The sequence below is a fragment of the Pseudomonas aphyarum genome, from assembly GCF_028657055.1.
GTDB classification, from domain to species: Bacteria; Pseudomonadota; Gammaproteobacteria; order Pseudomonadales; family Pseudomonadaceae; genus Aquipseudomonas; species Aquipseudomonas aphyarum.
In genome coordinates this window covers 254,277-274,345 of the sequence record NZ_JAMDGS010000009.1, presented here as the reverse complement: position 1 = coordinate 274,345, position 20,069 = coordinate 254,277, and the positions used below count along the sequence as shown (strand labels likewise).

The 20,069-nt window shown below is 63.7% G+C and carries 15 protein-coding genes; 11 read left to right on the top strand and 4 right to left on the bottom strand.

What is annotated here, in order from left to right; translation table 11 throughout:
* Positions 1-22: 22 nt before the first annotated feature.
* A complete protein-coding gene (locus tag M5G18_RS14085) occupies positions 23-328 on the bottom strand; it encodes an XRE family transcriptional regulator (protein ID WP_064382656.1) in 306 nt (101 codons plus the stop codon).
* Between the two features lie 204 nt (positions 329-532).
* Here M5G18_RS14085 and M5G18_RS14080 point away from each other — a divergent pair, with 204 nt between their 5' ends.
* Genes M5G18_RS14080 through M5G18_RS14065 form a run of 4 tightly spaced genes read left to right on the top strand, consistent with a single transcriptional unit; the run spans position 533 to position 5,225 of the window.
* Positions 533-1,312 (top strand): efflux RND transporter periplasmic adaptor subunit, encoded by a 780-nt coding sequence (locus tag M5G18_RS14080; RefSeq protein WP_115076096.1) that lies wholly within the window; start codon positions 533-535, stop codon positions 1,310-1,312.
* A complete protein-coding gene (locus M5G18_RS14075; RefSeq protein ID WP_273897852.1) occupies positions 1,309-2,628 on the top strand; it encodes an efflux RND transporter periplasmic adaptor subunit in 1,320 nt (439 codons plus the stop codon). Before M5G18_RS14080 ends, M5G18_RS14075 begins: the two co-directional genes overlap by 4 nt.
* On the top strand, positions 2,629-4,725 hold the full coding sequence (locus M5G18_RS14070) for a site-2 protease family protein (protein WP_273897853.1): 2,097 nt from the start codon (positions 2,629-2,631) through the stop codon (positions 4,723-4,725).
* 11 nt (positions 4,726-4,736) lie between these two features.
* The gene (locus M5G18_RS14065; protein WP_420793310.1) at positions 4,737-5,225 is read left to right on the top strand and encodes a GNAT family N-acetyltransferase; all 489 of its coding nucleotides are present in this window, start codon (positions 4,737-4,739) and stop codon (positions 5,223-5,225) included.
* Positions 5,226-5,234: 9 nt separating this feature from the next.
* On the opposite strand, the gene M5G18_RS14060 is transcribed toward M5G18_RS14065, so the two are convergent.
* Together M5G18_RS14060 and M5G18_RS14055 are read right to left on the bottom strand one after the other, a co-directional pair.
* A complete protein-coding gene (locus tag M5G18_RS14060) occupies positions 5,235-5,546 on the bottom strand; it encodes a DUF6916 family protein (protein ID WP_007957696.1) in 312 nt (103 codons plus the stop codon).
* A 56-nt stretch (positions 5,547-5,602) separates the two neighbouring features.
* Complete coding sequence (locus tag M5G18_RS14055) at positions 5,603-6,190, bottom strand: phage tail protein (RefSeq protein WP_273897855.1); 588 nt, start codon at positions 6,188-6,190, stop codon at positions 5,603-5,605.
* A 242-nt stretch (positions 6,191-6,432) separates the two neighbouring features.
* Here M5G18_RS14055 and M5G18_RS14050 point away from each other — a divergent pair, with 242 nt between their 5' ends.
* The 7 genes from M5G18_RS14050 to M5G18_RS14020 all read left to right on the top strand — a co-directional run bounded on the left by M5G18_RS14050 (position 6,433) and on the right by M5G18_RS14020 (position 19,343).
* On the top strand, positions 6,433-8,028 hold the full coding sequence (locus M5G18_RS14050) for a glycosyltransferase family 39 protein (RefSeq protein WP_273897857.1): 1,596 nt from the start codon (positions 6,433-6,435) through the stop codon (positions 8,026-8,028).
* A gap of 137 nt (positions 8,029-8,165) precedes the next feature.
* Positions 8,166-9,011, top strand: coding sequence for a sulfotransferase family protein (locus M5G18_RS14045; RefSeq protein ID WP_273897859.1), 846 nt, complete (start codon positions 8,166-8,168; stop codon positions 9,009-9,011).
* A 55-nt stretch (positions 9,012-9,066) separates the two neighbouring features.
* Positions 9,067-15,447, top strand: coding sequence for an Ig-like domain-containing protein (locus M5G18_RS14040; RefSeq protein WP_273897861.1), 6,381 nt, complete (start codon positions 9,067-9,069; stop codon positions 15,445-15,447).
* Positions 15,448-15,495: 48 nt separating this feature from the next.
* Positions 15,496-17,010 (top strand): TolC family protein, encoded by a 1,515-nt coding sequence (locus M5G18_RS14035; RefSeq protein WP_007957681.1) that lies wholly within the window; start codon positions 15,496-15,498, stop codon positions 17,008-17,010.
* On the top strand, positions 16,994-17,599 hold the full coding sequence (cysC, locus tag M5G18_RS14030) for an adenylyl-sulfate kinase (protein ID WP_273897863.1): 606 nt from the start codon (positions 16,994-16,996) through the stop codon (positions 17,597-17,599). The genes M5G18_RS14035 and cysC overlap by 17 nt, the downstream gene beginning before the upstream one ends.
* Complete coding sequence (locus M5G18_RS14025; RefSeq protein ID WP_273897865.1) at positions 17,596-18,381, top strand: aspartyl/asparaginyl beta-hydroxylase domain-containing protein; 786 nt, start codon at positions 17,596-17,598, stop codon at positions 18,379-18,381. Before cysC ends, M5G18_RS14025 begins: the two co-directional genes overlap by 4 nt.
* Positions 18,369-19,343 carry a sulfotransferase family protein gene (locus tag M5G18_RS14020; protein ID WP_273897867.1) on the top strand — a complete coding sequence of 325 codons (975 nt, stop codon included), beginning with the start codon at positions 18,369-18,371 and terminating at the stop codon, positions 19,341-19,343. Before M5G18_RS14025 ends, M5G18_RS14020 begins: the two co-directional genes overlap by 13 nt.
* On the opposite strand, the gene M5G18_RS14015 is transcribed toward M5G18_RS14020, so the two are convergent.
* Positions 19,309-20,067, bottom strand: a complete 759-nt coding sequence (locus M5G18_RS14015) for a slipin family protein (protein ID WP_007957673.1) — start codon at positions 20,065-20,067, stop codon at positions 19,309-19,311. The genes M5G18_RS14020 and M5G18_RS14015 overlap by 35 nt on opposite strands.
* Between the last annotated feature and the right edge of the window lie 2 nt (positions 20,068-20,069).

Below are 20,069 nucleotides of genomic sequence, written 5' to 3'. Positions count from 1 at the left end.
GGTTGTGCAGCGTTTTGGCTGCTCAACCTGCAAAGTTTTCGATTTTGATTTGCCCATCAGGAAAGGTAGCGATGATTTCAAGCTCGCCACCCATCGCGCGGATGTAATTGCGCAGCGTGCTGATGTACATATCAGTGCGTCGCTCCATCTTCGAGATCGCCGCCTGATTGATGTGCAGGGTCTCGGCAAGTGTCGCCTGACTCAAAGCCTTGGCCTGTCGCAGTTCGTTTAGCGGCATTTCCTTGATGTGTTGTTCGTAGATCGAATCGGCATGTGCCCGGGCTTCGGGTGTCATACGCGCTTCGAGTTCGGCAAATTTCTTAGCCATCTTTGTAACCCTCTTTGCGCAATGTATCGAGGTGCGGATCGGGAACATGAAGGTTAAGGAATATTCCTTCAAGGTTATATTTTCGATAGGTTGGCCTTGGCTCTCGCACAAAATTTCGCCAGCCCCTTGGATGAGTGATGGCCTTTCGCTTGACGCTAATCGCCGCTGTCGTAGACTCCGAGCATCCGTCAGGGAGTAACGGTTATGCGGCGTTTTCGTGGTTGGGTTGTCGGATTGACCTTTGTAACGTGTGCAGTTCAGGCTCAAACGCCCGCGCCAGACGATCCGCTGCTGGATAACGGCGGGGCTGCGAATGCGTCTGCCAGCAGTGAAGCGCGCGGGGTGTTGCGGGCGCGGGATCAGGCGACGCTGGCCAGCGAGTTGTCGGGGCGAATCGTCGAGTTGCCGTTCAGCGAGGGCGAGTCGTTCAAGAAGGGCGATACGCTGGCGCGGTTCGACTGTTCGGCCTATCAGGCCCAGTTGAATGCCGCGCAGGCCGCCAGCCGTGGCGCCGGAGAAGAGCTGGCGCACAACCGGCAACTGGCGGCGCTCAATTCCGTCGGGCGTTTCGAAGTGGCCCGGGCCGAGGCCAAGGTCAGCGAGACCCAGGCGCAATCTCAGGTTTATCAAGTCCAGGTCAAACGCTGCAGCGTGGTCGCGCCGTTCGACGGGCAAGTGGTCGAGCGTAAGGTGCAGCGTTATGAAAGCGTGCCGGCCGGTGCGCCGCTGCTTGATGTGGTCGACAACCGCACCCTGGAAATCCATCTGCTGGTGCCGTCGCGCTGGATGGCCAGGCTCAAGCCCGGTCAGTCGTTCAGCTTCGTGCCCGATGAAACCGGTCAACCGATCGACGCCACGGTCAAACGCCTCGGTGCGCGGATCGATGAGGGCAGTCAGACCCTGTTGCTGGTCGCCACACTCCCCGAAGCCAAAGGCTTGCTCGCCGGCATGAGCGGCACCGCGCGTTTTCCGGAGCTTAAGTGAACGCCCCGGTGAGCGGCGCCGCCGAGCAAGTGTTCGCGCGGTTTCTCGATCTCGAACGGCAGACCCGCGCCGCCCAAGACATTTCGCAACTGGCCTACAGCCTGGTCAATGAAGGCCAGTCGCTGTTCGGTTTTCGCCATGCGGCGCTGTTGATTGCCGGCAAGGTGCAGGCGGTGACCGGGGTCAGCGCGGTGGAGCCGAATGCGCCGTTCGTGGCGTTCGTCGAGCAGGCCGTGGCGCAGTTGTTCAAGCAGGATGTGCTGAAACAGGCGCGGGTGATCACGCCGGAAATGGTCGGCGAATCGATCCAGGCCGACTGGCGCAGCCTGTCGGCCATGCAAGTGTTCTGGTTGCCGTTGATCGACCGTCAGGGTCAGGTGTTCGGCGGTTTGTGGCTGGCCCGTGATCTGCCGTGGAACCCTTCCGAACAAGTGCTGCTGTCGCAGCTGGGCGACACCTACAGTCATGCCTGGCTGGCGTTGCAACCGCGCAAGCCGTGGCGGTTGCGCTGGACCCGTAAACGCCAGGTGGCGCTGGTCGCTGTGTTGTTGCTCGGGTTGTTGATCCCGGTGCGCCAGTCGGTGCTGGCGCCCGCCGAAGTGGTGCCTCAGGGCGGGCGCGTTGTCGCCGCACCGCTGGACGGAGTGATTGCCGAGTTTCTGGTCAAACCCAACCAGAGCGTGAAAACCGGCGACCTGTTGCTGCGTTTTGAAAGCACGACGCTGAAGGCTCAGGCCGATGTCGCCGAGCGTGCGCTCGGGGTCGCCGAAGCGGAACTCAAAGCCAATTCCCAGCGCTCGTTCGTTGATGCTGAATCCAGTTCCCGGGTCGATCTGCTGGCCGCCCGTGCCGAACAGAAACGCGCCGAACGCGACTACGCCCGCGAACTGCTCAACCGCAGCGAAGTGCGCGCCGAGCGCGACGGTATTGCGGTGTTCGCTGATGCCGAGCGCTGGACCGGCAAACCGGTGCAGACCGGCGAACGGCTGATGGAAATCGCCGATCCGAGCCAGGCCGAACTGCGCATCGAACTGGCCGTGGGCGATGCGATCTCGCTGGAGCCGGGTGCCGAAGTTGCGCTGTTTCTCGACAGCGATCCGCTGCAACGCCACCTCGCCACCCTCGAACGTTCGGCCTACGAGGCGCAGCCCACCGCCGGCGGCCAATTGGCCTATCGGCTTGACGCCAATTTCGCCGACGCACCGCCGCGCATCGGTCTGCGCGGCACCGCCAAAATTTTCGGCGACCGCGCGCCGCTGGCCCTGTACCTGCTGCGGCGTCCGCTCGCCGGGCTGCGCCAGAGCGTAGGCCTGTAAATGACCCTGCCGAGCCTGCGTGCCGACCTGCAATTGTCGCCCGCGGCGCCGGCATTGGACGGTTCGCCGCGCTGGACCCTGGCCGACCCGGTGCGCGGGCGCTATTTCAAACTTGGCGCGGCGGCCATGCGCCTGTTGCGCCATTGGTCGCTGGGCGATCCCGAACAAGTGCTGCGCGCCGCCAATCGTGAACCGGGTTTACCTCTGGACGGCAACGAGCTGGCGCAACTGCTGGAGTTCCTGCGCGGTCACGATCTGATCAGCGCCCTTGATGAGCAACAGCGAGCCAGTTATCGGCTCAAGGCCCTCGTACAACGCCAGAGCCTGTGGAAAATCCTGCTGCATCAATACCTGTTTTTTCGCATTCCATTGTGGCGCCCGGACGCTTTTCTCAACCGTGCCTGGCCGTGGCTGGAGCGCTTCGGTCCGAAGGTCTTGCGCTACGGTCTGCCGGCGACGCTGGCGCTCGGGGTGTTTCTGGTGTCGCGGGACTGGCAGCGGTTCGTCGGCACCTTTCCGCATCTGTTCAGCCTCGGCGGCGCGATCGCATTCGGCATCTCGCTGTTTTTCGCCAAGCTCTGTCATGAGTTCGGTCATGCGTTCATGGCCAAGCGCGCCGGGTGTCGGGTGCAGAGCATGGGCGTGGCGTTCATGGTCTTGCTGCCGATGTTCTACACCGATGTCAGCGATGCCTGGCGGGTCAATGATCGACGTGCGCGATTGCTGATCGGTGCCGGTGGGGTGCTGGCGGAATTGCTGCTGGCGAGCATCGCGCTGCTGGTCTGGTCGTTCCTGCCGGACGGGCCCGGTCGCACGGCGGCGTTCATGCTCGCCAGCGCGACGTGGATCACCACGCTGGTGGTCAATCTCAACCCCTTCATGCGCTTCGATGGCTACTTTCTGCTCAGCGACTTATGGGAAGTCGACAATTTGCAGGGCCGGGCTTTTGCCCTGTGTCGCTGGCGGTTGCGGGAATTTCTGTTCGGCTATGGCGCGCCCGCGCCGGAGCCTTGGTCGCCGACGATGCAGCGGCGTTTGCTGATCTGGGGGTATGGCTCGTGGTTATGGCGTGCGGCGTTGTTTTTCGGGATCGCGTTGGCGGTCTATCACCTGTTCTTCAAGGTGTTGGGGATCTTCCTGATGCTGGTGGAGCTGGTGTGGTTCATCTTTCTTCCGATCATGAGTGAGTGGCGCCAGTGGTGGAGCCGCCGCGAACAGGCTCACGGCCCTCGGGTGTTGCTCAGCAGCCTGGCGGTACTCGGCCTGTTGCTGGTGCTGATCGTGCCGTGGCGCAGTTCGGTCGAATTGCCGACGATGCTCGAGGGCGGTCGCGCCAGCGCCTTGCACGCGCCGACGGCGGCGCGGGTCAAAGCCGTGAAGGTCGAGGATGGTCAGACCGTCGCTCAGGGCGACGTGCTGATCGAACTGGAATCGCCGGACCTCGATTCGCGGCAGGCCATCGTCCGCCGGGAAATCCGCATCCAGCAATTGCTGATGCGCCGGCAGGCCGGCCGCAGTGAAACCGCTGCCGACGCCGGCATCGTCGAGCAGCGTCTCGCCGAAGCGGTGGCGGAATATCGCGGCCTGACCGCGCAACGCGAACGTCTGCTGTTACGCGCACCTCACGCCGGAACCGTGCGTGACCTGCTGCCGAACCTGACGCCGGGCCGCTGGCTGTCGAGCAAGGATGCGCTGGCGCGGGTGGTGGAGGACGGCACGCGACTGCGCGGTTACCTGGCCGAAGCCGAGCTGTGGCGAGTCAAGCCCGGCGCCACCGGACGATTTATCGCCGACGACCCGATGCATGCTGCTATCGCGGTGCAACTCAATGAAATCGACACCAACGGTGTGGCCTATGTCGATCAGGAAGCGCTGACTTCCGATCACCACGGGCCGATTGCCGTGCGCCGCGATCAGCAGCAAAGGGCGGAGCCGGTGCAGGCGCAATATGGCGTGCGTTTGGCTACGCTGGATCAGGCACCGACCCCGGTGCAGCCGCTGCGCGGCGTGGTGGTGTTGCAGGGCAGCGGCGAATCGGTGCTCGGCGTGGCCTGGCGCCGGATGGCGGCGCTGGGGGTCAGGGAAAGCGGTTTCTAGGGAGTATGAAGATGACGGAAAACCTGGCAGCGGACGGATTGGTGGTGCGGCCTTCGCGGGCGACTGACGGCCCCTTTCTGCAAAGCCTGTATCAATCGGCGCGGCCGGATCTGCAATGGATCGACGGCGAGCAGGAGCAGGTGCGGCAAATCGTTGCCCAGCAATTTCAAGTGCAGGAGCAGGGCATGGGTGAAAACCATCCGAATGCCATGCACTACATCGTGGAAAAACTCGGTACGGCCATCGGCGCACTCAGCACCGATTTCGGCGTCAATGAAATCCGCGTGTTGTACCTCGCCTTTATTCCACAGGCGCGGGGCAAAGGTTACGGGCGAACCGTGCTGCAAGGCGTGCAAAAAGCCGCGCAACAAGTGCGCTGCCCGGTGGCGACGGTGGTCTGGGCCAACAACCCCCATGCGCGCCAGCATTACCTGGCGCTGGGGTTTGCCGTGGAGGAGCGCAATCCGGCGGCGGAGCGGTTGGTGTGGTACCCGCAGTGAGGCGGGATGTCAGTTGAAGGAAATGCAGAAATAACCCAGTTGCGGATCTCGCCCCATCGCCGGCACCCGCGACACGAAAATGTCCTCCACCCGGCCGAGTTCCGGCAGCTCCAGCGCGCATAAACCGTCGACGAACCCGGTCGGCACCAGGCTGTTGAATTCGAGGCAGAAGGGCATGCGTTCGCTGTAGCGGGTTTTCGCCGCGGGGACCTCATCAAGGTGCTCGATCCGAATCGGCAGTGCCGTGCCATCGGGCAGGTGCAGCGTGCGTTGTTGTCCGAGCAACGGCTGGACGTGTTGAATCTGAACCGCTTGCAGCATGGTCTGACTCCAGTGAAAAAAGAACGGCCGGGGGCGGTGAAGCCCCCGGCGTTTGATCAGTTGCGCGACGGGAACAGGCCGTTCAGGGCAACGCTGAAGTTGAGGACCAGGGCCGGGTTCAAGACTTGCAGTGGCTGACTGCCGCCGGTGGAGGAAATGTCCCCGGTGACGGTGGTGGTCACACCCTTGAGTGGCACCGGTGTGGCGCCTTGGGCGTCGGAGTAAATGTTCGCCGAACCCGGGCCGCCGCCGGACGCGCCGAGGTACGAGTTGGTGGCGGTCGGCACGGTCGCCGGATTGCTGGCGGGTACTGCCAGGGACAAGGCCGTGTTGGCGGTGAGGCCGGTCATCGCGTGAGTGTGGTTGGGCATGTTGGCGATGGTGGCGGTGACGCTTTCGGTGCCGTACACCTGACCGATGACGCGCGGTGTCAGTCCCAGTCCGGTGCCTTGTGCGACGGGCACGCGACCTTGCAGGTTGGGCAATTGAAAGTTGGTCGTGCCATTGCCGCCGTAGTAGGTGCCCAGCAAGGCGAACAGCGCCTGGTATTGCGAAATGCCCAGAGTTTGTCCGTTGCACAAGGCCCAGCCACTCGGGGCGAAGTTGAAGGCGAACGGTTGAATCGTACCCATAAAGACTTCCATGGTTCCTCATCCTTCTGTTGTGTGGTCGGCGCGCCGCGCGGTCGCCCTTGTTGTCGGGCCGGTCGAAACGTTTTGCTGACTCCTTCCTTTTGCGCGGGCAGGTCACGCCAAGCCGTAGCGTAGACCCGGATCGACGGACTTGCCGGACGTCGTCACGGCCGCGCGTCGACTTCGGCGCTGGCCTACAGTGTTCGCAGTCAATGACGCAAATCGTGTTCGCAAAAAACGCTGAGGGGAGGTTGATGGAGGTCCTTCGCGAGACGCCGCTGGGGGATACCCAGGACCCGTTCGCCGCACCGGATGCCGGTGTCCGGCGCCTGTTGCGCTGGGCGCGCGAGCACTGGTTGATACCGATCCTGCTGCTGGCCACCGTGGTGCGTTTTTATGACCTGACGGCGGCCGCGATCTGGGGCGATGAAGGTTCGAGCCTGCTGCTGGCGCGCTATTCGCTGGGCGGAATCTGGGAGCACGCCGCGTTCGACGTGCACCCGCCGTTGTACTTCATGCTGCTGCACGGCTGGATCGGCGTGTTCGGTGACGGCCTCCTGGCCATTCGCAGTTTCAGTGCGCTGGCCGGCATCGCCACGGTCGGGCTCGGCGTGAGCCTGGTCGATCGGCTGGCCACCCGCCGCGCCGCGATCATCGCCGGGGTGTTGCTGGCGCTGCTGCCGACGGCGGTGCGCTACAGCCAGGAAGTGCGCATGTATGCGTTGCTTGGCTTGCTGCTGATCGGCGCGACGCTGGTGCTGGTCAAGTGGATCAGGCGTCCGCAGCGTCACCGCTATCTGTTGATCTATGCGCTGCTGATGACGGCGGCGTTGTACACCCACTATTTCGCCGTGCTGGCGGTGCTGAGCCATTGGCTCTATCTGGGGCTGATCCGCCTGTTGCCGGGTTATCGCCTGAAGCATCTTCAGCGCAAGGACTGGTGGCTGGCCAATCTGGCCATCGTCGTGCTCTACCTGCCGTGGTTGCCGAACCTGATTGACCTGCTGCAACACATGGACGCGCTCAAGGCCGGCGGCGATGTGGGCTGGGAAGATCCGGTGACCCTGTCTTCGCTGCCGTCGATGATCTGGCTTTGGCTGATCCAGGATGAGGGCGAGCAGCTTCCGTTGCTGCTGTTCGGCGGTGTGCCGCTGGCCTTGCTGGTGCTGGCGGCTGTCGCTGTCGCTCGGGATCGCAGCGTGAACCATGGCAGCGTGTTGCTGGCGGTCTACACCGGCGTGCCGTTGTTGCTGGTATTCGCCGTGTCCTTCGTCACGCCGGTGTTCATCGAGCGTTACCTGACTGCCTACTCGCTCGGGCTGCCGATGCTGGCGGCGCTGGCCATCGACCGGCTCTACACCAGCGTGCGTGTGCTGGCGGTGGCGGTGCTGCTGTCGCTGGTCGGGGTCGAAATGATCGGGGTAAACAGCAACGCCACGGTCGACCGCAACGACCAGTTCAACGTCATGGTCGATTACGTCAACCGCCACTTCGCCAGCGGCGACCGGATCGTCACCAGCGACATGCTGTGGTACCTCAGTTATGTCTATTACAACCGCACTGACGCTCAAGTCCGGCTGTTTACACCGCCCACCGCCGGAGGGCGCTCGACCCGTCCGAACCACTATGGCTTCGGCACGCTGGTAACCGATGGGGTTTACCTGGATCGACTGAGCGAATTGCCGCAGGGCAGTGCCCGGGTCTGGTTGATCGGTGATCTGGACGTGGATGTACCCGATCCATTCCTGCCCTTGCCTGCGACCTGGCAGCTGCGGGATCAGGTGCAGGCGGGCGGGGCGAAAGCGCGACTTTTTTCGTTGCAGGCGCCCAATGGATCGGGAGAAAACTGACTTAAACGGTTCACCATTTTATTCGCGATAAATGCGAGGTTTTTAAGTCCGTTTTGCTCTGTTTTGATATCAAAACACTACTAGTCGAAAGGGTATTGTTGGACTACGCTCGTGGGACAAAAGGACTTACAAATACGGTGAAGGGATTGCAGCAGTTCCACTTTATCTCCGGCTTGCCGCGCTCAGGTTCTACCCTCCTTTCTGCAATCCTCCTGCAGAACCCGCGGTTTCATGCCGGCATGACCAGTCCGGTCGGCGCGCTGTTCTCCGGTGTCCTTGAACAATGCAGCGCCGGCAGTGAATTCGGCGCGGTGATCGATACCGACATGCGCCGACGCCTGTTGCGCGGTCTGTTCGATTCCTACTACGCCGACAAGGCCGACAAACCGGTGGTGTTCGACACCAACCGCCAGTGGTCCGCGCGACTGCCGGCCATCAACGACCTGTTCCCTCAAGCCAAGGTCATCGCCTGTGTGCGCAACGTCGCCTGGGTGATGGACAGCCTCGAGCGGTTGTACCGCGCCAATCCTTTTGAAAACACCAAGCTGTTCGGCGATGCGGTCGAGCGCAACACGGTCTACAGCCGCTGCGAGACTTTGGCCCAGCGCAACCGTCTGGTGGGTTTTGCCTGGGCGGCGCTCAAGGAAGCCTATTACGGCGAGCACGCCGATTCGCTGCTGATCGTCGATTACGACCTGCTGACCCAGGCCCCGGAACGGGTGCTGCGGCTGGTCTACAACTTCATCGGCGAACCCTGGTTCGAGCACGATTTCGAGCACCTGGCCTACGACGCGCCAGAGTTCGACCAGGCCCTGGGCGTGGCCGGCCTGCACAAGGTCAAACCCAAGGTCGCCCTGCAGTCGCGGCGCACGATTCTGCCGCCGGACCTGTTCAAGCAATACGCCGATTTGTCCTTCTGGCTCGATGGCTCAGCCAGCGCTGCCAATGTCATTCGTATGAAGTCCGACGCCGCGATCAGCTGATCGCGGCGTTTTTCATTGATGCGTCAACAACTGTGTTCGAGTCCGGGTGAGCAACATGTGGTGGAGCAAGCAGAAGTCGCGGGTTACCGAAGGCCAACGGACGCTGGCGGCGCCCATGATCATGTCGCTGGAACCGCGCATGCTGTTCGACGGCGCCGTCGCGGCCACCGTGGCCGGCACCGCCGCCCAGGCTGACAGCCATGCCACCGCCGATGCCGCGAAAGCGCCGGCCGCCGACCACCCGAGCGCCAGCAAGGACACCCACGGCCAGGCCGATGCAACGCCCGCCGCCAGCCCGGTCGCTGTGCCGGGGCAGAGCGTGGTGTTCGTCGATGCCCGGGTCAAGGATGCCGACAGCCTGCTCAAGGGCGTGGCCCCGGGTACGCAAGTGGTCAAGCTCGATGCCGGCAAGGACGGTTTGCAGCAGATCGCCGATTACCTCGACCAGCATCAGGGCGTGAGTTCGGTGCAGATCATTGCCCACGGCAACGCCGGTGACCTGTGGCTGGGCAACAGTTATCTGTCGGCCGACAACGTCGCCCAGCGCAGCGCGATCCTGGCGGAAATCGGCAAGGACATGAACGTCGGCGGCGACATCCTGATCTACGGCTGCTACACCGCCGAGGGCGACCGTGGCCTGAGCTTTGTCGATTCGCTGGCGCAATTGACCGGCCGCGACGTGGCTGCTTCAAACAACCGCACCGGCGTGGGTGGCGACTGGGATCTGGAGATCGCCACCGGCAACATCGAAAGCGCCAACGTGCTGTCGACCCAGGCGATGAGCGAATACCAGTGGGGCCTGGCCACCTGGACCGCCACCAACAATGCCAACACCGGGGTCGGCTCGCTGCGCGCAGCGCTGGCTTCGGCGCAGAACGGCGACATCGTGACCTTCAGCAGCGGCATGACGGTGCAGCTCACCTCGGAATTGCTGATCAACAAGAACATCACCGTCGATGGTGACCTGAACAACGACGGTGTCGCCGACGTCACCCTCGATGGCCAATACCGGACCCGAGTGGTGGAAATCACTTCCGGCAGCACGGTGACCCTGGATGGTCTGGTCATCACCCGGGGCCTGGTCTCGGGCAACGGTGGCAATGGCGGCTATGGCGCAACCGGCGCCATGGGCGGCGGGATTTTCAACGCCGGCATCCTGACCCTGAACAACGTTTCGGTCACCGGCAACGCGGCGGCCGGCGGTGGTGGCGGCGGTGGTGTCACGGGCGCCAACTATGGCGGCGGTGGTGGCGGTGGCGGCGGTCTTGGCGGTCAGGGCGGCGGTCATGGCGGTACGGCCGGGCCGGGCACCGGTACGCTGGGCGGGCAGGCCGGCAGCGGCGGTGTTGGCGGTTACGGCGGTGGCTACGACGCGACGCACATGGGTGGCCGCGGCGGCTCTACCACCGGCGGCGCCGGCGGTGTAGGCGTGTCCTATTACAGCAACGGCGGCAATGGCGGCACGGCCAGCAACGGCACCATTTCCATTGGCGGCGGTGGTGGCGGGTCCGGCTGGGACAAGGTTGGCGGCGTCGGCGGCAATGCGGCCGGCGGCATTTACAACGCTTCCACCGGCACGCTGAAAATCGTCGGCACCTCGGTCATCAGCAACAACATCGGTGCGGGTGGCGGTGGTGGCGGCGGCAGCGGCCAGGGCAGCAACAACCTGAACGGCGGCGACGGTGGACGGGGTGTCGGCGCGATCTGGAACCAGGGCGGCACGGTACTGATCACCGCTGCCAACTTCAGCGCCATCAGCGGCAATGCGGCCGGCAGCGGTTCCGGCGGCGCAGAACTGGGCGGTGGCGTGACGGGCTCTGTACCGCTGGCCTTCGCGGCGATCTACAACAACGGCGGCACACTCAACACCGCCTATGTGGAACCACCGACCGCGACCATCGTGATGGCGGACACGGCCCTGAAAATCGGCGAAACCTCGCTGGTGACCATCACCTTCAGCCGGGCAGTCACCGGGTTTACCAACGCCGACCTGACCATCGCCAACGGCACGCTGACATCGGTCAGCAGCAGCGACGGCGGCCTGACCTGGACCGCGACTTTCACGCCGACCAACAACATTACCGACAGCACCAACCTGATCACCCTCGACAACACCGGGGTGACCGCCATCAGCGACGGCGTGGCGGGCGTCGGCACGACCAGCTCGGTCAATTACGCGATCGATACCGCACGGCCGACCGTGACTATCGTGATGTCCGACACGGCGTTGAAGATCGGCGATACCTCACTGGTGACCTTTACTTTCAGCGAGGCGGTGACCGGCTTCACCAACGCCGACCTGACCATCGCCAACGGCACGCTGAGCGCCGTGAGCAGCAGCGACGGCGGCATCACCTGGACCGGAACGTTCACCCCGACGGCCAGCATCACTGACACCACCAACCTGATCTCTCTGGACAACACCGGTATCGCCGACCTTGCGGGCAACGCCGGCAGCGGCACGACTGATTCGGCCAACTACGTGATCGATACCGTGCGCCCGACCGCGACCATTGTCGTGGCCGACAGCAATCTGGCGGCGGGCGAAACCTCACTGGTCACCATTACCTTCAGCGAAGCGGTCAGCGGCTTCACCACCGCCGACATGACAGTGGCCAACGGCACCCTGACCGGCCTGAGCAGCAGCGACGGCGGCATTACCTGGACCGCCACGCTGACGCCGACCACCAACATTACCGACACCACCAACCTGGTCACCCTGGATAACACCGGGGTCGTCGATCTCGCCGGCAACGCCGGCAGTGGCACCACCAATTCCAACAATTACGCGATCGACACCGCGCGTCCGACCGCGACCATCGTGGTGGCGGACAACGCGCTGAAAATCGGCGAGACCTCGCTGGTGACCATCACCTTCAGCGAAGCGATCACCGGTTTCACCAACGCCGACCTGACGATTGCCAACGGCACATTGACGGCGGTCAGCAGCAGCGACGGCGGCATCACCTGGACCGCGACGTTCACGCCGACCGCCAGCATCACCGACGCGACCAACCTGATCACGCTGAACAACACCGGCATCGCCGATATGAACGGCAACGCCGGCAGTGGCACCACCGACTCCAACAACTACGCCATCGATACCGTGCGCCCGACCGCGACCATCGTGGTGGCCGACAACAACCTGCGGATCGGTGAAACCTCGCTGGTGACCATCACCTTCAGTGAAGCGGTCAGCGGTTTCACCAACGCCGACCTGACGATCGCCAACGGCACGTTGAGCGCGGTCAGCAGCAGCGACGGCGGCATCACCTGGACCGCGACGTTCACCCCGAGCGCCAGCATCACCGATACCACCAACCTGATTACCCTGGACAACACCGGCATCGTCGACCTGTCGGGCAACGCCGGCAGCGGTACTACCGATTCCAACAATTATGCGATCGATACGGTGCGGCCAACCGCGACCATCGTGGTCGCCGACAGCAATCTCACTGCCGGTGAAACGTCGCTGGTGACCATCACCTTCAGCGAAGCGGTGAGCGGTTTCACCAATGCCGACCTGATCATTGCCAACGGCACGTTGACGGCGGTGAGCAGCAGCGACGGCGGCATCACCTGGACGGCAACGTTCACGCCGAACCTGGGCGTCAACGACGCGACCAACCTGATCGTGCTGGCCAACACCGGCATCGCCGACCTTTCGGGCAATGCCGGCAGCGGCACGACCAACTCCAACAACTACACCATCGACACCGTGGTGCCGACTGCGACCATTATCGTGTCCGACCCCAGCCTGAAAATCGGCGAGTCCTCGCTGGTGACCATCACCTTCAGTGAGGCGGTCACCGGTTTCACCAACGCCGACCTGACCATCGCCAACGGCACGCTCAGTGCGGTCAGCAGCAGCGACGGCGGCGTTACCTGGACGGCAACCTTCACGCCGACCACCAACATCACCGACGCCACCAACCTGATCACACTGGACAACTCCGGTGTGCAGAACCTGTCGGGCAACGCCGGCAGCGGCACCACCGATTCGAACAATTACTCGATCGACACGGTCCGTCCGACCGCCACCATCGTGGTCGCCGACACCGCGCTCGGCGTCGGCCAGACCAGCCTGGTGACCATCACCTTCAGCGAAGCGGTAACCGGTTTCACCAACGCCGACCTGATCATCGCCAACGGTACGCTGAGCGCTGTGAGCAGCAGCGACGGCGGCATCACCTGGACCGCGACGTTCACGCCGGCGGCAGGCATCACCGACACCACCAACCTGATCACCCTGGACAACACCGGCATCTCCGATCTGGCGGGCAACGCCGGCAGCGGCACCACCGACTCCAACAATTACGCGGTCGACAGTCAGCGTCCGACGGCGACCATCGTCATGACCGACAGCGACCTGCGGCCCGGCGAAACCGCGCTGGTAACCATCACCTTCAGCGAGGCGGTCACCGGTTTCGACAACTCCGACCTGAGCGTTGCCAACGGCACTCTGAGCAACGTTTCGTCGAGCGACGGCGGCATCACCTGGACGGCCACCTTCACGCCGAACATCGGCGTTACCGATCTGACCAACCTGATCGTCCTGAACAACACCGGCATTACAGATCTGGCCGGCAACACCGGCACCGGTACCACCAGTTCGGCCAACTATCAGGTGCAGACCCAGGTGCCGACCGCCACCATCGTGGTGGCCGATACTTCGCTCAAGGCCGGGGAAACCTCGCTGGTGACCATCACCTTCAATGAAGCGGTCAGCGGTTTCGACAACAGCGACCTGACCATCGCCAACGGCACGTTGAGCAACGTCAGCAGCAGCGACGGCGGCATCACCTGGACCGCGACCTTCACCCCGACCAACAACATCACCGACAGCAGCAACCTGATCACCCTGAACAACGCCGGGGTGGCCAACCTGTCGGGCAACAGTGGCGTCGGCACCACCGATTCCAACAACTTCGCCATCGATACCGCGCTGCCGACCGCCACCATCGTGGTCGCCGACAATCGCCTGGGCATCGGTGAAACCACCACCGTAACCATCACCTTCAGCGAAGCAGTGAGCGGGTTCGACCTGTCGGACATCAGCGTCGCCAACGGTTCGTTGTCGAACCTGACCAGCAGCGACGGCGGCGTGACCTGGACCGCGACCTTCACGCCGACAGCCAACGTCAACGACCCGACCAACCTGATCCTTATCGACACCGCCGGCGTCCAGGATCTGGCCGGCAACCTCGGGGCGAGCATCGCCATCTCCAACAACTACATCCTCGACGCGACCCGGCCGACGGTAAACATCGTGGTTGCCAATCCAAATCTGGGTATCGGCCAGAGCACCACGGTGACCTTCACCTTCAGCGAGGCGGTGAGCAATTTCGACCTGTCCGACCTGAGCGTGACCAACGGTGACCTGAGCAACCTGAGCAGCAGCGATGGCGGCAAGACCTGGACCGCGACCTTCACGCCGACCGCGAATGTCACCGACCCGAGCAACTTCATCGCGCTGGACACCAGCAATGTCACCGACCTTGCGGGCAACGCCGGCAGCACGGTGGCGGTGTCGAACAACTACGCCCTCGACAGCGAACGGCCGACCGCCACGGTGGTGATCGCCAATCCGAACCTGGGCGTCGGCCAGACTTCGCAGGTGATCATCACCTTCAACGAAGCGGTGAGCGGTTTCGACCTGTCGGACCTCAGCGTGGCCAACGGCACCTTGTCCAACCTGAGCAGCAGCGACGGTGGCAAGACCTGGACCGCGACCCTGACGCCGAACGCCAACGTCAACAGCGCCAGCAATGCGATCAGCCTCAACACGGCCGGGGTCAGCGACCTGTCGGGCAACAGTGGCAGCGGCGTCAGCAACTCCGGCAATTACGTGATCAACACGGTGCCGTCGGTGACACCGACTTCTCCGCTGATCGTGGTAACGCCGGATCCGGAATTCCGCAGCAGCGATCCAGTCGCGCCGCCGCCACCGCCGAACGTTCCGCTGCAACCGATCGTCTTCACGCCGCCTACCGGCGACCTCGGTTCGCCTCTGACTTTCGCGCCGTTGTTCGAGCAGCGGGTGATCGGCAACGGCATCCGTCCGCTGGGGGATATTTTCATCAACCGCGGTGCGCTGAGCCCGAGCTTCATTGCCCAGGTCTTCAGCAGCAGCGACAACCAGGGTGACGGTTCCGGTCATGGCTTCCTCGGGTTTGGTGGCGGCGATGGCGGGGTGTTCGGCAGCAGCACGCTGTCGAGCCTGTTCAATCAGGACAGCAGCGCCGAGCGCGATTCGCTGAATGCCTTCGGCAGCCAGTCGATCAAGGGCGGTGATATTTCCCAGGGCCTGCGCGGTGTGTTCGGCGCGCCGACCCTCGGCCAGCAACTGCAACAGATCAAGGACAGCGAGCAGCACCGGGTCGACAACCTGGCGGCAGCGCTGCAACAGGTCGGCATCAGCGAAATGTCGGCCTGACAACACACAACAACTCACATATGTGCGGGACCTAGGGGCGATCCAGGGATGAAGAAAAGTCAGAAGTTGTTCGGCGCCAGCCTGCTGGCGCTGGCGATCAGCGGATGTGCAGTGACCAGTGAACCGATCGAACGCAGTGTCAGCGAGCAACGGGCCCGGGCCGACCTGCAAAGCATGTACAAGGGCCAGGAACCGCTGAGCGGTCCGCTGACCCTGCACCAGGCCATGGCCCGCGCGGTGAAATACAACCTCGAAGGCCGCTTGAAAATCATGGAGGAAGCGCTGGCCAAGCGGCAGCTCGACCTCGCCAGTTTCGACATGCTGCCGCGCATGGCACTGGACGCCGGTTACGTCGGGCGTAACAACGTCAGCGCTTCCAGCAGCCAGAGTGTGCGCACCGGGACTCAGTCCCTGGAACCGTCGACCTCTCAGGACCGCGACCGCGACGTCGCCGACCTGACCATGGTCTGGAACGTCCTCGATTTCGGCGTCAGCTACATCAGCGCCAAGCAGCAGGGCGACCAGCGCCTGATCGTTCAGGAACGCCGGCGCAAGGTGATCAACACCATCGTTCAGGACGTGCGCTCGGCCTATTGGCGGGCGATGGCCGCCGAACGTCTGCTCAAGCAGATCGACAGCCTGATGGCGCGGGTCGACACCGCCCGCCGCAACAGCGAAAGCATGAGTGAACAGCGCATTGGCGATCCGGTGCAGTCCCTCGGCTACCAGCGTTCGCTGATCGAAGCGACCCGGCAACTGGAAGAACAACGCCGCGCGCTGTCGCTGGCGAAAACCGAGCTGGCGACCCTGATCAACCTGCCGCTGGGCACTAACCTGACCCTGGCCACCGATGACGGTTATCAGATCCCGGAACTCAAGGTCGATCTGAGCAAGCTCGAACAGGAAGCCCTGACCAGCCGTCCGGAACTGCGCGAGCAGGACTACCAGACCCGGATCAGCGCCGCCGAAACCCGCAAGGCCATGCTGCGTTTGCTGCCGGGCCTGGAGTTCTCCGCCGGCGGGCATTACGACAGCAACTCGTTTCTGGTCGAACAGGGCTGGGCCGATTACGGCGTGAAGGTCACCTGGAACCTGTTCAACGTGATCTCCGCCCCGGCGGCCATCGACGTGGCCAAGGCCGGTGAAGAAGTGGCTGCCGCACGGCGTCAGGCGATGTCGATTGCAGTGCTGGCGCAGCTCTACGTGGCCAACGCCAACTATCAGGAGGCGCTGCGCCAGTTCAAGACCAACCAGCAACTGTCGGACATCGACGGGCAAATCGTCGGTCAGTTGCGTAACCGTCGTCAGGCCGACGGCATTGGTGAGCTGGACCTGATTCAAGGCGAGCTCAACACCTTGCAGGCCGATCTGCGGCGCGACCTGTCTTACGCCGATCTGCGCAATGCTTACGGCCAGATTTTCGCCAGCGCCGGTCTCGATCCGCTGCCGGATCAGGTGCAGTCGACCGAAGTCCAGTCGATTGCCACCGCGCTGGCCAACCGCGAAGCGGCATGGGCCTCGGGGAATATTTCGGTGCCGGTGGCCCATGCCTCCGCGCAGTGACGTATTGGCGCCGACCGCCAGCATCAGCCGTGCCCAACGCGAGGCCCGCAACGGCCATCGCGGCACGGCGATGCTGCTGACCGGCTTGCCGGCGGCCGGCAAATCGACCCTTGCCCAGGCGTTGCATGCCGAGTTGTTCAGTCGAGGTCTGCAAAGCGTGGTGCTTGATGGCGACGGTTTGCGGGTCGGGCTCAACAGCGACCTGGGTTTTGCCGATGCCGACCGCCTGGAAAACATCCGCCGTGCCAGTGAGCTGGCGGCGTTGCTGGTGGAGAACGGGCAGATCGTGATTCTGGCGATGATCGCGCCGCTGGCGGAACTGCGCGAGGTGTTTGCCCGCCGTTTGGGCGAGGACTATCGCGAGGTCTGGTGCAGCGCCGCGCTGGCCGTGTGCGAGCAGCGCGATCCGAAAGGGCATTACGCCCGGGCGCGGCGCGGCGAGCTGGCCGGGTTTACCGGCGTGTCGGCGCCTTACGAGACGCCAGCCCAGGCTTCGCTGGTGCTCGACACCGGCACGTTGACGGTCGAAGCCTGTCTGGACCGGTTGCTGACCTGGCTCGGCGAAACTGCGGTGTTGCCCAAGGCATGAGCCGGCCGGCGTTCTCACGGTTGCCGTTGACGGTGGACCTGCCGTTGCTGTTGCAGGCGCTGGCGGCGATTGACGATGCTGCCTGGCGCGGTCATTTCAACACCGCTTATTTCGCCGGCGACTGGAGCGGCGTGGCGCTGATTTCCGCCGCCGATGCGCTGACCGAACTGTCCCCCGGCAGCGCCGAACCCGTACAACGTGCCCCTTGGCTGAATGATGGTCGCTGGCAGCAGGCCCTGCGGGATTTGCCGCTGGAAATCGTCAGTGCGCGGTTATTGCGACTGGGACCGGGCGGGCAGATCCATGAGCATCGCGACTATGACCTTGAGGGCCCGGACGCCGATTTGCGCCTGCACATTCCGCTGCTCAGTCCTCCTGCCGTGGACTTCTGGCTCGACGGCCAGCGGATGCCGATGACGGCGGGAGAATGCTGGTTTCTCGATCTCGCCCGGCCGCATCGGGTCGACAATCGCGACCGTACGGCACGGGTTCATTTGGTGCTCGATTGCCGCCCCGCGCCGTGGCTGGAGCAGATGATCATTGATGGTTTGCCGAGCACTCCGCAGCCTGATGGCGCGGAGACGGCGCTGCAGCGATTTCAGCGATTACTCGTCAATGATCCGGAGCTGTGCGCGACGTTGCAGGCATTGCAAGACCCCGAAGCATTCGCCACCCAGACGCTGGCGTTGGCCGCTGAACGAGGCCTGCATTTTTCCCGTGAAGAACTGCTGGTGGCGATGCGTAACGGTCGCCGGTCATGGAACGAACAATGGCGCCTGTGAATTTCGACGGCTGGTTGCCGATCCGCATCTGGAAAACCGCCGGGCAATGGCAGGTCGACTGGTGCTGGTTTGGCGACACACCGCTGCATCAGCCGTTCTTTCGTGAGGCCGTCGAAGACGCGTTGCGCCTGCCGTTCAATCAGGCGTTCCGCCGGCAAACACCCTTGTCGGCGCTCATGGACTGGCAAGCACTCAGCCCGGGTCTGCCGCCGAGCGCTTTCATCCTGCACGCCTCGCGATGTGGCTCGACGCTGATCAGCCAGATGCTTGCCCGGCTCGACGATCACATCGTGGTCTCGGAGCCGCCGCCCCTTGATGCCTTGCTGCGCAGCGATCTGCCGGACGAAGAACGCCGCGCGGCCATCGCTGGGTTGCTCTCGGCGTACGGTCAGCGGCGGCGCGGTACGGAGCGGCGATTGGTGATCAAGCTCGACGCCTGGAACATCGGCGAATGGCCGTTGCTGCACGAGTGTTTTCCCGATACGCCGTGGCTGTTTGTCTATCGCGATCCGCTGGAAATCGCGGTCTCGCATTTGCGTCGCCCCGGCCTGCACATGGTGCCGGGCGCGCTCGGCGATTGTGTGCTGGACGATGATTTGCCATTCGAGGGCCGCGAGGATTTCATCGCCCGGCGGCTGGGGCGCCTGCTGGAGGCCGGGTGGGTGCATGGTCGTGATTGTGCCGGGCTGGTGCTGAACTACAGCGAATTGCCCGACGCGATGAGCGGGCGGCTGGCGCGGTTTTTCAAGCTGAGCGCCGCGCAGTGCGAACAGGCGCTGACGGCAACGGCGCAGCACGCGAAGCAGCCGTCACAACCCTTTGTCGTCGATGGCGAACACAAGCGCCGCGAGGCTTCGGCGCTGTTGCAGGCACGGGTCGAACATTGCGCCCGCGCGCCCTATGCCGCGCTGGAACGCTTGCGCGCGCTCACGATTTCGCCGACAGATCCGCCATCCCCTTGAGCAGTTCGATCGGCAACGGAAAGACGATGGTCGAGCTCTTGTCGCCGGCAATCGAACTCAAGGTCTGCATGTAGCGCAGCTGCATGGCGCCGGGCTGACGACCGAGCATTTCGGCGGCCTGCATGAGTTTTTCCGAGGCCTGCAATTCGCCTTCGGCGTGGATCACCTTGGCTCGCCGTTCCCGCTCGGCTTCGGCTTGTTTCGCGATGGCGCGCACCATCGATTCGTTGAGATCGACGTGCTTGATTTCGACGTTGGCGACCTTGATCCCCCAGGCGTCGGTCTGGGCGTCGAGCACTTGCTGGATGTCGATGTTCAGGCGTTCGCGCTCGGCCAGCAGTTCGTCCAGCTCATGTTTGCCGAGCACCGCGCGCAGGGTGGTCTGGGCCAGTTGGCTGGTGGCCATGAGGAAATCTTCGACCTGGATGATCGCTTTCTGCGGGTCGAGCACGCGGAAGTACAGCACCGCGTTGACCTTCACCGACACGTTGTCGCGGGTGATCACGTCTTGCGGCGGCACGTCGAGGACGATGGTGCGCAGATCGACCCGGACCATTTGCTGCACCACCGGGATCAGCAGGATCAGCCCCGGCCCCTTGACCTGCCAGAAGCGTCCGAGCTGGAACACCACGCCGCGTTCGTATTCGCGCAGGATGCGGAACGTCGAGCCGGCCAGGGCGATCAGCAACAGCAGCAGCGCGACAAAACCGATTTGCAGACCCATGA